At 69.6% G+C, this 13,797-nt stretch carries 11 protein-coding genes and 1 pseudogene; 6 read left to right on the top strand and 6 right to left on the bottom strand.

Features of this window, described 5'->3' with window-relative positions:
- Window positions 1-98 precede the first annotated feature (98 nt).
- A complete protein-coding gene (locus tag OG622_RS08050; protein ID WP_371574374.1) occupies window positions 99-1,157 on the top strand; it encodes a 4-oxalomesaconate tautomerase in 1,059 nt (352 codons plus the stop codon).
- Between the two features lie 10 nt (window positions 1,158-1,167).
- Complete coding sequence (locus OG622_RS08045; protein WP_371574372.1) at window positions 1,168-2,118, top strand: catechol 2,3-dioxygenase; 951 nt, start codon at window positions 1,168-1,170, stop codon at window positions 2,116-2,118.
- Window positions 2,119-2,207: 89 nt separating this feature from the next.
- Here OG622_RS08045 and OG622_RS08040 read toward each other — a convergent pair whose 3' ends face one another.
- Window positions 2,208-3,155, bottom strand: coding sequence for an alpha/beta hydrolase fold domain-containing protein (locus OG622_RS08040; RefSeq protein ID WP_371574370.1), 948 nt, complete (start codon window positions 3,153-3,155; stop codon window positions 2,208-2,210).
- A gap of 79 nt (window positions 3,156-3,234) precedes the next feature.
- Here OG622_RS08040 and OG622_RS08035 point away from each other — a divergent pair, with 79 nt between their 5' ends.
- A complete protein-coding gene (locus OG622_RS08035) occupies window positions 3,235-3,771 on the top strand; it encodes a MarR family winged helix-turn-helix transcriptional regulator (protein ID WP_371574368.1) in 537 nt (178 codons plus the stop codon).
- Between the two features lie 191 nt (window positions 3,772-3,962).
- On the opposite strand, the gene OG622_RS08030 is transcribed toward OG622_RS08035, so the two are convergent.
- Window positions 3,963-5,066, bottom strand: a complete 1,104-nt coding sequence (locus OG622_RS08030; RefSeq protein ID WP_371574366.1) for an FAD-dependent oxidoreductase — start codon at window positions 5,064-5,066, stop codon at window positions 3,963-3,965.
- A 135-nt stretch (window positions 5,067-5,201) separates the two neighbouring features.
- Here OG622_RS08030 and OG622_RS08025 point away from each other — a divergent pair, with 135 nt between their 5' ends.
- Window positions 5,202-5,690: a hypothetical protein gene (locus OG622_RS08025; protein WP_371574364.1), complete on the top strand. Its 489-nt coding sequence runs from the start codon at window positions 5,202-5,204 to the stop codon at window positions 5,688-5,690.
- A gap of 21 nt (window positions 5,691-5,711) precedes the next feature.
- Here the strand turns inward: OG622_RS08025 and OG622_RS08020 are convergent, their stop codons facing one another.
- The 3 genes and pseudogenes from OG622_RS08020 to OG622_RS08010 form a co-directional block, all read right to left on the bottom strand.
- On the bottom strand, window positions 5,712-5,930 hold the full coding sequence (locus OG622_RS08020) for a dodecin (protein ID WP_371574363.1): 219 nt from the start codon (window positions 5,928-5,930) through the stop codon (window positions 5,712-5,714).
- A 294-nt stretch (window positions 5,931-6,224) separates the two neighbouring features.
- Window positions 6,225-6,526: pseudogene (locus tag OG622_RS08015) on the bottom strand (L-histidine N(alpha)-methyltransferase).
- A 134-nt stretch (window positions 6,527-6,660) separates the two neighbouring features.
- Window positions 6,661-8,253 (bottom strand): phytoene desaturase family protein, encoded by a 1,593-nt coding sequence (locus tag OG622_RS08010; RefSeq protein ID WP_371574362.1) that lies wholly within the window; start codon window positions 8,251-8,253, stop codon window positions 6,661-6,663.
- Between the two features lie 91 nt (window positions 8,254-8,344).
- Between OG622_RS08010 and OG622_RS08005 the strand changes: the two genes are divergently transcribed.
- The gene (locus tag OG622_RS08005; protein ID WP_371574360.1) at window positions 8,345-8,890 is read left to right on the top strand and encodes a winged helix-turn-helix transcriptional regulator; all 546 of its coding nucleotides are present in this window, start codon (window positions 8,345-8,347) and stop codon (window positions 8,888-8,890) included.
- 423 nt (window positions 8,891-9,313) lie between these two features.
- Here the strand turns inward: OG622_RS08005 and OG622_RS08000 are convergent, their stop codons facing one another.
- The gene (locus OG622_RS08000) at window positions 9,314-10,753 is read right to left on the bottom strand and encodes an RICIN domain-containing protein (protein WP_371574358.1); all 1,440 of its coding nucleotides are present in this window, start codon (window positions 10,751-10,753) and stop codon (window positions 9,314-9,316) included.
- A gap of 596 nt (window positions 10,754-11,349) precedes the next feature.
- Here OG622_RS08000 and OG622_RS07995 point away from each other — a divergent pair.
- Window positions 11,350-13,689 carry an alpha-L-fucosidase gene (locus OG622_RS07995; protein ID WP_371574357.1) on the top strand — a complete coding sequence of 780 codons (2,340 nt, stop codon included), beginning with the start codon at window positions 11,350-11,352 and terminating at the stop codon, window positions 13,687-13,689.
- The last annotated feature ends 108 nt before the right edge of the window (window positions 13,690-13,797 follow it).

The following is a 13,797-nucleotide window of genomic DNA, read 5'->3' as shown; positions in this document are numbered from 1 at the left end:
GACGCCGGCGAGCGCGGCCGAGCCGTGCGGCCGCACAGGGCGCACGGCGGCGAGAAGGCCCGGCCGTGACCGGGTGGTGGTCCGAAGGGATCCGCTGCATGCTCATGCGCGGCGGCACCTCCAAGGGCGCCTACTTCCTCGCCGCGGACCTGCCCGCCGAGCCGGCCGACCGAGACGACCTGCTGCTGCGGGTCATGGGCAGCCCCGACCCGCGCCAGATCGACGGCCTGGGCGGGGCCCACCCCCTGACCAGCAAGGTGGCCGTGGTGTCCGTGTCGGCCGATCCCGAGGCCGACGTCGACTACCTGTTCCTCCAGATCGGCGTCGAAAGTCCGGAGGTGAGCGACCGTCAGAACTGCGGCAACCTGCTCGCCGGAGTCGGTCCGTTCGCCGTCGAACGCGGGCTGGTGAGCGTCGGCGGGCCGGAGACGTCCGTACGGATCCGCATGCTGAACAGCGGTGACCTCGCCGTTGCCACCTTTCCCACCCCCGGCGGCCGGATCGCGGTCACCGGGGTTGCCGGGATCTCGGGTGTGCCGGGGACGGCCGCGCCGGTGATGATCGAGTTCCCGCCGAGCGGCACCCCGCTGCTGCCCACCGGGAACGCCCGTGACGTCATCGCCGGCACCGAGGTCACCTGCGTGGACAACGGCATGCCGACCGTCCTGATCCCCGCCGGCGCGCTGAAGGTCACCGGCCACGAGATCCCCAAGGACCTGGAGGAGGATCTCGCGCTCGCCTACCGGCTGCGCGAGATCAGGCTGGCGGCGGGCCCACTGATGGGCCTCGGCGACGTCGAGCACACCACCGTGCCCAAGCTCAGCCTGCTCGCCCCGCCGCAGCACGACGGCGCGGTCGCCACCCGCACCTTCATCCCGGTGCGCTGTCACACCTCGATCGGCGTACTCGGCGCCGCGAGTGTGGCCGCCGGGCTGCGGGTGAAGGGCGGAGTCGGCGACGGCACGGCCCGACTCCCGCCCGCCGGTGACCGGTTGCGCATCGAACACCCCACCGGCTTCCTCGACATCGAGACCCACGTGGCGTACGGCCCCGACGGGGGCCCCTCGGTGAGCCGCACCGCCGTCGTCCGCACCGCCCGCAAGATCTTCGACGGCTCGGTCTTCCCCCGGCCCGCCGACCCCTCCTTCCTCACCTAAGGAGTCACCGATGGCCCCGCCGCTCGGCGACATCGCCCACCTCGGCCATGTCGAACTGCTCACCCCCGACCTCGACCGCAGCCTCTGGTTCTTCACCGAGATCCTCGGCCTCACCGAGAACGGCCGCTCCGGCGGCTCGGTCTACCTGCGGACCTGGGACGACTACGAACACCACAGCCTCACCCTCACCGCCCACTCCACCAACGGCATCCGCCGCACCGCCCTGCGGGCGTCCAGCGAGGAGGCCCTGGGACGCCGGGTCAAGGAGCTGGAGAACACCGGGCGCGCGGGCCGCTGGGTCGAGGACGAACCCGGCATCGGCCCGCTCTACGTCACCACCGACCCCGACGGCCACGAGGTCGCCCTGTACTGGGAGAGCGAGTGGTACGAGGCACCGGCCGACCTCAGGCCGGGGCTGAAGAACCAGCCCCAGGCCAAACCGGGCCACGGCGTCGGCGTACGCCGCCTCGACCACGTCAACTTCCTCGCCGCCGACGTCGGGGCCAACGCCGCCTTCACCCGCGACGTGCTCGGCGCCCGCGCCACCGAACAGATCGTCCTCGACACGGGCAAGGTCGCCGCCCAGTGGCTGACCTTCACCAACAAGTCGTACGACGTCGTCCACACCGAGGACTGGACCGGCTCGCGCGGCCGTCTGCACCACATCGCGTTCGCCACCGACACCCGCGAGGACATCCTGCGGGCCGCCGATCTCTGCCTCGACCAGGGCGTGTTCATCGAGACCGGGCCGCACAAGCACGCCATCCAGCAGACGTTCTTCCTGTACGTCTACGAGCCGGGCGGCAACCGTGTCGAGCTGTGCAACCCGCTCACCCGGCTCGTCCTCGCCCCCGACTGGCCGCTCGTCACCTGGACCCGGGCGGAGCGCGCCAAGGGCCAGGCGTGGGGTCTGAAGACCATCGAGTCCTTCCACACGCACGGCACACCGCCGGTCGACTGAGGGGACACGCTGCGGACCGGACGCGGCTCGACTGTCGCCAAGATCATTGACAGAATGTCGACCCTCCTGAACGGCTACCCAGCGTCCGGCTACGAGGTCTCCTCCCCGAACGCCCGCCGCACCTGCTCCGCGATCAGCGGGTACACCTCGCGGGCCCTGGCGTCGTCCCTGGTGTCGTAGCCGTGGTCGGCGCCGGTGACGTCGTGGTGGCCGACGAGCGATCCGGCCCTGCGGAGCCGGTCGGCGTAGGCCACGCCCTCGGCCTTGAGGAGGTCGTGCTCGGCGGTGACGACGAAGGCCGGCGCGATGCCCTTCAAGTCGGCGGTGTCCGAGGGATGCGCGGGCGAGGCCAGACGGTCGCCCCGCTGCTTCGGATCCGGGATGTACGCGCTGTCGAAGACGTCCGCCATCCACGGGCGCAGCATCGGCCTGGCGATCGCGGCCCGCTTGTCGCGGGCGGCGGTGGCGAGGTCGAGGGGCGCATAGTGCAGGACCTGGAGGGCGATCGACGGGCCACCCTCCTCCAGCGCCTGGCGGGCCACCGCCGCCGCGAGGCCGCCGCCCGCGCTCTGGCCGCCCACGGAGAGCCGCTCGCCGTCCCAGCCGTGCGCGCCTCCGTGCCCGGCGACCCACCGGACGACCTCGAAGGCCTGCCGGGGCGGCGCGGGGAACGGGTGTTGCGGGGCGACCACGTAGTCCACGTTGAGCACGGCGACACCCGCCTCGGCGGCCAGGCACCGGCACAGCGGGTCGTCCAGCTCGATCTGCGGCATGACGTAGCCGCCGCCGTGGAAGTTGACGTGGACCGGCGGGGGAGGGGCGTTCTCGGTGCCGACGGGCAGATACAGCACGGCGCGGGCGGGGCCGAACGAGGTCGGTATCGTCAACTCGCGGGTGGTGCGGGCGTATTCGGGGAGGCGGGCGAACCAGTGGGCCGTGGAACCCGGCCCACTGGCCCGGCGGCTCGCCACTGCCAGGAGACGCTGCATCGCCTTGGCCGCGAGGGCGGCCACCGCCGGGCGGGCGAGAAGGGACATGGGGGCTCCGTTCGGTCGCGGGGGCTACCCGGGCGATGAACTTACTTGAGTCAGGCAACAAGATGGTAAAGTAGATCCCATGTCCCCCTCACCGCTACCCTCCGACCCCGCTTCCCCGGAAGTGATCGAGATCGAGCGAGCCCTCACTCGCATCACCTACCTCAGCACCCGGGCCCGGGCGCACGAGCGGCTGATGAGTCTGGCCGGGGTGCCGCTGGACCGTGCCGCGGTGGCCCTGCTCCGGCAGATCGCCGACTCCGAGCCGCTGCGCCCGGGGGAGCTGGCCAACCGCCTGGGTGTCGAGGCGTCCCACGTCACCCGTCAGGTCCAGCAGCTTCAGAAGACCGGCCACGTCACCCGTGTACCCGACCCGGACGACCGCCGCGCCCAGCGCATCGAACTGACGGCAGCCGGCAAGCAGGCCATAGGCCGCATCCGCGAAGCCGGTGTCCGCGGTATGCAGATGGCGCTGTCCGAGTGGTCGCCCGAGGAACTCCAGCAGCTCGCGGGACTCTTCCACAGGATGGTCGACGACTTCCTCGCCCACGCGAACGACCTCGTGGAGCAGGAGCAGGAGCAGGAGCAGGAGCCGGTGGGTGCGGCCCGGGTCGACTGAGCCCGGCGTTGTCTGTCCGCCGGTGGGTGGGGGCTGGTCACGCGGTTCCCCGCGCTCCTGAAGGACACGGCCCCTGCGGGCCGACAAGCACGGGACTCAGCCCCTGCCGGCCAGGGGCGAGGGGAAGCGCGGGACCAGCCCCCATCGGACCGCACCCGCCACATCCCCCCACCCCCGAAGCGCCCCGAACCTCACGCCGTATAGCCGAGCTGCTTCCGTATATACGGCGTCATCAGCGTCTTCGCCTTCGCGAGCGTGGACGTGCGGGCGCCGAGCACGGCCGTCTCGCCGCCCGGCACGGGCAGGAGCGTGAGCCCGTCGGCCGGACCGAGGGGCACGATCATAGGGATCCGCCGGATCGGCCGGTACAGGCGCGGCTCCTTGCGGTGCTTGCCCGAACTCCCCAGATAGGCGCGGATGTTGTGGGCGGCGATGTCCGCCTGGGCGAACGCGACGGGGGAGACCTTCAGCTCGCTGACGTCGTTCACGTCACCGACCGCGAACACGTCGCGCCGCCCGTCGACCCGCAGCATCCGGTCGACCTTGACGTGCCCGGCGGCGTTGAGCCAGTCCCCGTGCCCGGCCAGCCGCAGCCAGAGCGTGTTCGGCGTGGTGCCGTTGGCCCAGAAGGAGAGGTCGGCCTCGATGAGGTTGCCCCGCCCGTCCCGGTAGGTGCCGAAGTCGGGCCCGGGGGAGATGAACGAGTCGAGCCGTACCTGCACGTCGTGCGCCTCCAGCCAGGCCAGGGCCCGCCGTCCGGCCCACTTGCTGCCGGTGGAGCTGAGCAGTTCGGGCCCGGCGTGCGCGAGGGTGACCCGCGCGTCCGGCCGGGCCAGCCGGATCTCGGCGGAGAGTTCCACACCGCCCGGCCCGCCGCCGACGACCAGGACGTGCCCGGCGGCCGCCACGCTCTCCTGGTGCGCGGCGAACGTCTTGCCCGCCTCCTCGGTGGTGGTGCCCAGGAAACGGGCAGGCTCCGGATAGTCCGCGCCGGTGGCGATGACCACCACGTCGTACGGCAGCCGCTCACCCGTGGCGAGCTTCACCCGCCGCTCGGCGGTGTCGATGCCGACCGCCTTGTTCACCACGACACGGCCATGGCGCAGCAGCCGGTCGTACGGGATGAAGGGCGTCGTAGTCCATTTTTCGTGCACGCCCGCGCGCAGCGCGGCGATGCGATGGAAGAAGACTTCTTTGCGGTCCACGAGGGTGACCCGTCCGACCTCGTCCAGCTGCTTGGCGAGGCGGATGCCCCCGTATCCGCCGCCGATCACGATTATTTCACCGTCAGGCACGCCGATTCTCCTGTGCTGTGTGGGGGGAGAGATGACGAGCGTAACGTTTGAAACTTAAAGCTACGGGCGGAGTTCGTGGTTGTTGTGTGAAGCGACGACGGACGACACGAGTCATCTGCTGCCTAGGCTGGTGCCGTGACCGACAACGACCGGCCCCTCGCCGTATTCGACCTGGACAACACCCTCGCCGACACCGCGCACCGGCAGCGGTTCCTGGAGCGGAAGCCGCGCGACTGGGACGCGTTCTTCGCCGGCGCCCCGCACGATCCGCCGCTGGCCGAAGGGGTCGCGCTGGCGCGCGAGAGCGCGGAGGAGTGCGAGGTCGTGTATCTGACCGGCCGCCCCGAACGCTGCCGCCCCGACACCGTCGCCTGGCTCGCCGCGCACGGGCTGCCCGAGGGGCGGATCTGGATGCGCCGCGACAACGACCGCAGGCCCGCCCGCCGCACCAAGCTGGAGATACTCCGCCGGCTCGCCAGGACCCGCGAGATCCGCGTCCTCGTGGACGACGACGAGCTGGTCTGCGAGGACGCGGAGCGCGCGGGCTTCACGGTCGTACGGGCACGCTGGGCCGACGGCTCCAGTGTGCTGAAGGTGGCGCAGGAGCGGGAAGGGCGGACCTGAGCGCCCGCCGGAGCCGCTCGGTCAGTCGGTGTCGTCGTCCAGTCGGAAGCCGACCTTGAGGCCGACCTGGTAGTGCGCGATCTGCCCGTCCTCGATGTGCCCGCGGACCTGGGTCACCTCGAACCAGTCCAGGTTGCGCAGGGTCTGTGCGGCGCGGGAGACGCCGTTGCGGATGGCGTGGTCGACGCTCTCGCCCGAACTGCCGACGATCTCGGTGACCCGGTAAACGTGGTCGGTCATGCGGGTTCTCCTTGTCGCGTACTCCGCCGTGGCCGGTGCGCCACACGTCATTCCACGGTGCCTCAGACCATGCCACTTCGCGAGACGTCGGTTTTGATCGCCCCCGCCGCCCCTACCCGTTCCCATCCCCGGGGGCGCTGCCCCTTCGACCCCGAAGGGGTGCGTTGTCGGGTGCGGGTGGGTGGGGCTTCTCGCGCAGTTCCCCGCGCCCCTTCAGGGGCGCGGGGAACTGCGCGAGCAACAACGACGGACTCGCGGGCGGGGTGGGTAGGGGCGGCGGGGCGAAGAACCCGGCTACGCCACTCCACTCAGCGACAGCGCGAAGCGGCTCTCCTCATCCGTCCACCACTGCGTCAACTCAAGCGCGATGGAGGCCAGTTCGGACCACACGCCCTCTTTCCTGAACTCCGCGGACACCTCCGTCCGCAGTTCCTCCCGGCCGCGAAGTCGACCGCGAGGTCGAGCGCCGGGATCTTCACGGTCTGGTCCCTACGGGACCGCAGCCGCATCTCGATCCACTCGCACTCGGCGTTCCAGAGGGCGACATGGTCGAAGGCGTCGGCGTCGAAGTCCGCTCCCAGCTCCCGGTCGACCACGTTCAGCACGTTCTTGTCGAACGCGGCTTATGAGGGGGTGGACATGTCCGCGTGCGTGTGCGGCTTCGCGGCATCAGCGATCATCACGAAGTGGGGGTGCGGACTCGTACGGCGACCTGGCCGTGGGGGAGCGGTCACACGGTGGGCAGTTCTTGGAGCGCGTCACGCCCCAGTACCGCGGACGCGGCGACGACGCCGCCCACGATGGCGCCGCTGACTCCGGCTGCCACGACGTCCTGCCCGCTGAGGAACAGGTTGGGCACCGGCGTTCTGGTGCCCAGGGTACGGTCGGCGAACCGCTGTGGAGTGTGCGCGAGGGACATGAAGTCGCCGTGCCGGCGCCCCAGGAAGTGGTTGAAGCTCAGGGGGGTGGCCAGCTCCAGGTGGTCGATCTTTCCGGTGAGTTGCGGGCAGAAGCGCAGCACCTGCTCCAGGAGTTCGGCGCTCAGGCGTTCCTTGAGCTGCTCGTACTCGGCCCCGCGGTTCATCCAGGCGGTGTCGGCGTAGGGCTCGAACAGGGACCAGGCGGTCAGGCCGCAGATGTCGATGGTGGCCCGGCCCGGATGACGTGTCTCCCATTGCGGGTCCTTCGCCGAGGGGAAGGAGAGGAAGTACAACGGCATGGGGCGGCTTTGCGGATCGGCTTCGTAGGCGGCGACCTGGGCGTCGATGTCGGGGCCGGTGTGTGCCCAGATGTTGCCGGGGTCAAGGCCCAGTGAGGAGGCGGATTCCTTGAGGCCGATGTTCAGGACGACCCAGGTGAGTGAGGGCCCGATGGCCCGGCAACTGTCGGCGAGGCCCGCGGTGTCGGCCTCCTTCGGCAGCAGCCGCGTCATGGTGTTCAGCGCGCCGGCGTTGCTGATCACCACCGGGGCCAGGAACTTCCGGCCGTCGGCCATGGACACCCCGCGGGCCTCGCCGGTTTCCGACAGCAGTACCGAACCCACCTCGGCCGCCACCAGGACCGCGCCGCCCTCCTCACGGATCACGTCGCAGATCGTCTCCGCCAGCCGGCCCGATCCGCCCACCGGGAAGTTGGCGCCGTCGATGTAATGCCGGATCAGCATGGCGTGCATACCGAAGGACGCACGGCCCGGGTCCATGCAGTAGTCGCCGTAGTGCCCGCACAGCACCGCCCTGAGCTCCTCGTCGTCGGTGAGCTCGGAGAGGACCTCCGTCACCGTGCGGTCGGAGAAGCTCCGGAAGGGGCCGCACAGGTCGTCGTAGAGGGCGTCGCCGTCCGGCTGCGGCAGACTGCGCTGCGCGAAGAAGGGGCTCGCGGCCCGGTTCGCCTCGAAGACAAGATCGACGTACCGGTCGATGGCCTCGGCCTCGGCCGGGAAGTACTCCTTCATCCGCTCCTTGAACCGCGTGGCCCCCGAGGGGTACTCGTACGTGCGGTCGCCGATGACGATCTTGTTGTAGACGTCCGGCATACGCTCCCACTCGAGCTTTCCGCCGCTGATGTGGTCGAAGATCCTGCGCAGGCCGGCGTTGGGCCGGTGCACTTCGCCCATGTAGTGCAGACCGGCGTCCCATTCGTAGCCGGCCCGTTTGAAGACCTGGGTGGCACCGCCGGCGGTGCTGTGCTTCTCCAGCACCAGGACACGTTTTCCCGTACGGGCCAGGAACGCGGCCGCAGTCAGCCCTCCGATCCCGGATCCGATGACGATCGCGTCCCAGGAATCCGCGACCGCACTTCGTCGATAGCTCTCACCGGCAGTCACCAGTCATCACTCCTTCGTATCTGACTTCGGTAGACCGAAGTCAGAGTAGGAGGCGATTACGCTGACGGCAAGACGGGCGAGCGGAGAAGACATGACTGAGGCACTCGAGCCACCCGGCACTGCCCACGCGGCACCCCTGCCGTGGGACAGGGATGCCTGGGATCTGGAGCCGGACTCGATCGCACTGGCGCTGCGGGTGCTGACTCCGCAGACAGCGGGCATGATCATGCGTGAGGCGTTTTTCGGCACCCGGCGATTCGACGACTTCCTGACCCGCGTGGGCGTGAGCTCCGGAGTGCTCGCGGCCCGCCTGCGCGACCTGGTCTCGGAAGGTCTTCTGGAGAAGCGCCCCTATCAGGAGCCGGGTTCACGCGTGCGTGAGGAGTACCGGCTCACAGACAAGGGCCGCGGCCTCGTCCCCGCCCTGGTGGCCCTGATCGACTGGGCCGACCACTGGCTCGTCGGGCCCGAGGGGTCCACCGTCACAGTGCGTCACCGTGACTGCGACGCTCCCGTAAGGACGGGGCTGATCTGCGCCGCCGGTCACGAGGTCGGTGCCACCCGGGACCTGGTGGCCGCGCCGGGCCCCGCCGCCAGGCCCGCCGGGGTGGAGGCGGCAGCGTCGGGCAGCGGTTGACCGCTGTTCAGCCGGGAGCCTGTGGTCGGGGTGATGCCAGGCCCGGCCGGCCGCTGCATGCGGTCCGCCGGACCCGGCCGAAATTCGCACGACCGCCAACCCGCCCGGCCCCGCTGCGGGGAAAGCGGCACGCCGTTGTCCCTGATCGAGCGGGGAGGGCTTCCCCGGAAGGACCTCAGCCGCTCGGGGGAGGGAGGGGTTGTCCGGGCGGCCGGCCGCCTTCGCGGGCTACCGCGTCGCGCGCACGTGGGCAACGACGCAACCTGTCCAGTGAGTTGGTTGCGGAGAAACCCCATCGGTACGCCACGTCGGCAAAGTGGTCTGCCGTGCTCCCGGACCGGTGAGTTCCTGGTGCGCCTTGACCGGCCGCCGCTCAGAAACACAGCCCTGAGCGGCGGCCGGCAGCGAACCCAAGCCGGAGTACTAGGCGGCCGGCCGCTGGAACTGCTGGTTGGTGCCGGTGCCGCAGGTCCACTGGATGAGGCGGGCGCCGTTGACGGTGGACGCGTTGTTCACGTCGAGGCACTTGCCGCTGTGCCGGGCCATGAGGCGGTAGTAGCCGTTGCCCTGGTCCTGGAACTGGAACTGCTGGTTGGTGCCGGTGCCACAGCGGTACTGGTTGACGAAGGCGCCGTCGGCGGTGGAGTTGTTCGCGACGTCGAGGCACTTGCCGCTGTGCTGGGCGAGGACGCGGACGTATCCGTCACCCGCGTCCTGCAGCCGCCACTGCTGGTTGAGGCCGGCGATGCAGGTGTACTGGACGGCGACCGCATTGTCGGCGGCCGAGTTGTCGGAGATGTCGAGGCACTTGCCGCTGTGCCGGGCGACCAGGTTGTAGTAGGGGCCGCCGCCCACGCCGCTGACCGTGCCGGCGCTGGTGTCGATGGAGATCTGCGGGTACCACGGCAGGTTCATGGTTGTTTTGGTGGGGAAGGTCAGCGGGAGCCAGACGTACTGCGAGTCGTTGACCGTGCCGTCCATGGAGTTGCCCCAGCGGTCGCCCATGTAGAGGTACGAGGTGCCCGAAGTGCCCTGGACGGGCAGGACGAACGTGGTCTGTGAGCCGTAGCCGGTGGCGTCGCCGATGTCGCTCATGGCGGTCCAGGGCCCGGCGATGCTGGTGGCGGTGGCGTACCTCTGCTGGTTGGGCTTCCAGCCGCTGTTGCCGGAGGTCAGCATGAAGTAGACGCCGTTGCGCTTGAACAGCGCGGGGGCCTCCCGGAAGGTGCCGGCCCAGGGGTTCGCGGTCAGGCTGTCGTAGCCGGTGTAGTCGGCGGTGAGCTTCCAGATCTGCAGGTCGGCGTTGCCGGCGGCCGAGGTGATTTGGTAAGCGGTGCCGTCGTCGTCCTTGAACAGGGTCATGTCGCGGGACGTGGTGCCGGTCGGGGGCCGGAAGCTTCCCTGCCAGGTGTAGGCGCCGTCGATGGTGTCGGAGACGGCGACGGCGGCGCGAGCCTGGTTGTAGTCGCTGCCGTTCTCCTTGTGCATCCACAGGACGTACTTGCCGGTGGTGCTGTTGAAGATGACCTTGGGGCGCTCGATGTTGGCGACGGCCAGTTCGGGGTTGCTGGCCTGGGTCAGGACGTTGTTCCTGAACTCCCACGTCTTCAGATCGGTCGAGCGGTAGGCGGAGACGGCCTTGAAGGTGTTGTCGGCGTTGCGGTTCTCGCCGAACCAGTAGTAGTAGGTGCCGACCTTGATCACCCCGCCGCCGTGGGCGTGCACCACGGCTCCCGTGGTGTCGGTGAACTGCGTCGCGTTGGTGACGGTGACCTGGGCGGCCTGGGCGGGGGATCCGGTGATGAGCAGTGCGGACATACTCACGGCGGCGGCTAGCATGAAGGTGAAGGCGCGTCTGAGCATCAGTTTCCTTCGGGAAGAGGTGAAGGGCCGGCCGGGAGGCGAGGTCCGGTACCGGCGGTGAATAGCGCGGGGCGCATGCCGCACAACGGTCGCGTCCGCAAAGGGCGGGCTGGGCCGGATCGCTCACGTGCGCGATCGGCAGATGGCCGGCCGGACCGTGGCGAGAACGTGACGGACCATGTCGGCACGGTCCGAATTGTTGGATTGTGTGCGGCTCCGTCGGAGGACGCTAGAGGTGCACGTCGCACTTCGTCAATGATCCGGACGGGATCGGCGGGCCGGCCGGCGGGGAAGACGGGTCTGAAAGACGGCACGACCTCCGCGGCCTGGGTGGCCGACCATACATCCTAGGTTTGCGTGCTGACGGCTTTCGGCCAATCGAACGTCATGCCGTGACTAGGTATTTTGCCCCATCCTCTGGACATGTCTGGGTTTCATGCTCGTTAATACATCCGATGTCCATGGCCGGGCGAGGTGCACGCTTCCAGCGGCTCCCCTGCACCCGCCACCTCCGGGTGAACGTCCCTTCGATTCGGCCCGGATGCCGAGCCCCAGCACGGCCGTGCCGTCCTGCGGACCAATGAGGAGAGATCCAGTTGTCAGAACCGATCACTCGACGAAGAGTGCTTGCCGGCATCGCGGCCATGACGGTCGCCGCCGCTATCACTCCGACACTGGCGATACCCGCCCACGCTGCCACCACCGGTGAGCCGTTGCCGCTCCCGCCCCTGCGCATCCCCAAGATCGACATGGGTGTCGAGCAGCAGTCCAACGAGAAGATCCAGTGGATGCAGGATGCCAAGCTCGGCATGTTCATTCACTGGGGTCCCTACTCCGGCCCGGCCAAGGGCGAGTGGTACATGGAGAACGCCGCCGTCACGCCGGAGAACTACAAGAAGTACGTCACCGACGCCACGAGTGAGCAGTTCACCGGCAGCGCCTACGACCCCGCCGACTGGGCCCAACTGGCCAAGGACATGGGCGCGAAGTACACGGTGCTCACGGCCCGCCACCACGACGGCTTCGCCCTGTGGCCGTCCACCCATGCCAACGCCTGGCACGCGGGGCAGGCGCCGCTGCAGACGGACTTCGTCGGCCAGTACGTGACGGCCGTGCGCGATGCCGGGCTGAAGGTGGGTCTGTACTTCTCGCCGCTGAGCTGGCGCTACCCGGGCTACTACGACGTCCGCGGCACCAACTGCCTGACCAACAAGTGGGGCTATGTCACCGATCCCGCACACAAGGAGAACGCGCGGATCATGAAGGACGAGGTGTACCAGCAGGTCAAGGAGCTGCTCACGCAGTACGGCAAGATCGATGACATCTGGTGGGACGGCGGCTGGCTGGGCCAGCAGGGCTCCGACAGGGACGCCGCGTTCTTCTGGGAGCCCGGCCAGTTCCGCGACACCGCCAACGAGTGGCCGGTGGACTCCGCCTCCGGCGACACCGACGCCGCCACCGGCAAGCCGCTGGGCCTGACCGGCCTGGTGCGCAAGCACCAGCCGGACGCGGTCACCACCCTGCGCTCCGGCTGGATCGGCGACTTCGCCAGCGAGGAAGGCCCCTCCGTCCCGACCGGTGCGATCCGCACCGGCAAGGTGGCGGAGAAGTGCTTCACCATCGGCGGAGCCTGGGGCTACAAGGCCGGCACCAGCGTGATGGGCTTCGGCACGGCCATGAACCTCCTGGTCAACTCCTGGGTGCGGAACATCACTTGCCTGGTCAACATCGGCCCGGACCGCACCGGAGCCGTGCCCACCGCCCAGGCGGACCTGGTGCGCAGGATCGGTTCCTTCATGACCACCTGCGGCGAGGCCGTGTACGGCACCACCGGCGGCCCCTGGCAGCCTCTCGACGGCAAGTACGGCTACACGTACAAGGACAGCACCTTCTACGTGCACATGCTGTCCGGTTACAGCGGCACCTCGTTCACCACCCCGTCCATCGGGGACGCGAACGTGACCCGGGTCTTCGACGTGGCCTCGGGCACCGACCTGTCGTACTCCGTCAGCTCGGACGGCAAGGTGACGATCACCGGGATCAACCGCACCCGCATCCCCGAGGACAGCGTGGTCGGCGTGACCCTGGACCGGACGGTGCAGCCGGCCGACATCGCCGTGGGCAAGACCGCCACCGCCAGCAGCGCGGAGACATCCAAGGGCAACACCGCGGCCAAGGCCGTCGACGGCTCCACCGCCACCCGCTGGTGCGCCAACAACGGCAACACCGGGAACTGGCTGAAGGTCGACCTGGGAGCGACCAAGTCCCTCACCGGCGCCCGTATCGCCTGGGAGCTGGACGGCACCAACTACCGGTACCGCGTCGAGGGCTCCGCCGACAACACCACCTGGACCACCCTCGTCGACCGCACCGACACCACCAGCACCAGCCAGGTGCAGACCATGGTGCTCAGTGCCGATGCCCGCTACGTACGGGTGACGGTCACCGGCCTGCCCACCGGGGTATGGGCGTCCATCCGCAGCCTGGAGCTCTACGACCGGCCCTTCACCGCGGACCTGGGCACCTACAAGCTGGTGAACCGCAAGAGCGGCAAGGTGTTGGACGTCAGCGGTGCCTCCAGCGCCGACGGCGCCGGCATCATCCAGTGGCCCTCGACCGGCGGCACCAACCAGCAGTGGAAACTGCTGCCGAACAGCGACGGCTCGTACCGGCTGTCCAACGTCCGCAGCGGCAAACTCCTGGAGTGCCCGAGCGGTTCCGCGCAGGGGACACAGCTCGACCAGTCGGCCGACGCCGGAACCAGCAACCAGTGGTGGAAGCTGGTCGCCGCGACCAGCGGCTACTACCGGCTAGTCAACGTCGGCAACGGGCGGTGCGCCGACGTCAAGGACGCCTCCACGGCGGACGGCGCCCAGGTCATCCAGTGGCCCTCGACCAGTGGGTCCAACCAGGAATGGCAGCTCATCGCCCTGTAGCCGTCCTGTGAACGGCGTCCAGTGAGGGGCCGGTGCCGCACCGCGGCACCGGCCCCTCACCTCGGGGGACCGCTTCCTGTTCCCCCGCCCCACCTCGCGGTCCCGGCC

It is taken from the genome of Streptomyces sp. NBC_01314, assembly GCF_041435215.1.
In the GTDB taxonomy this organism is placed as follows: Bacteria; Actinomycetota; Actinomycetes; order Streptomycetales; family Streptomycetaceae; genus Streptomyces.
This window is presented reverse-complemented; position numbering and strand designations above follow the sequence as displayed.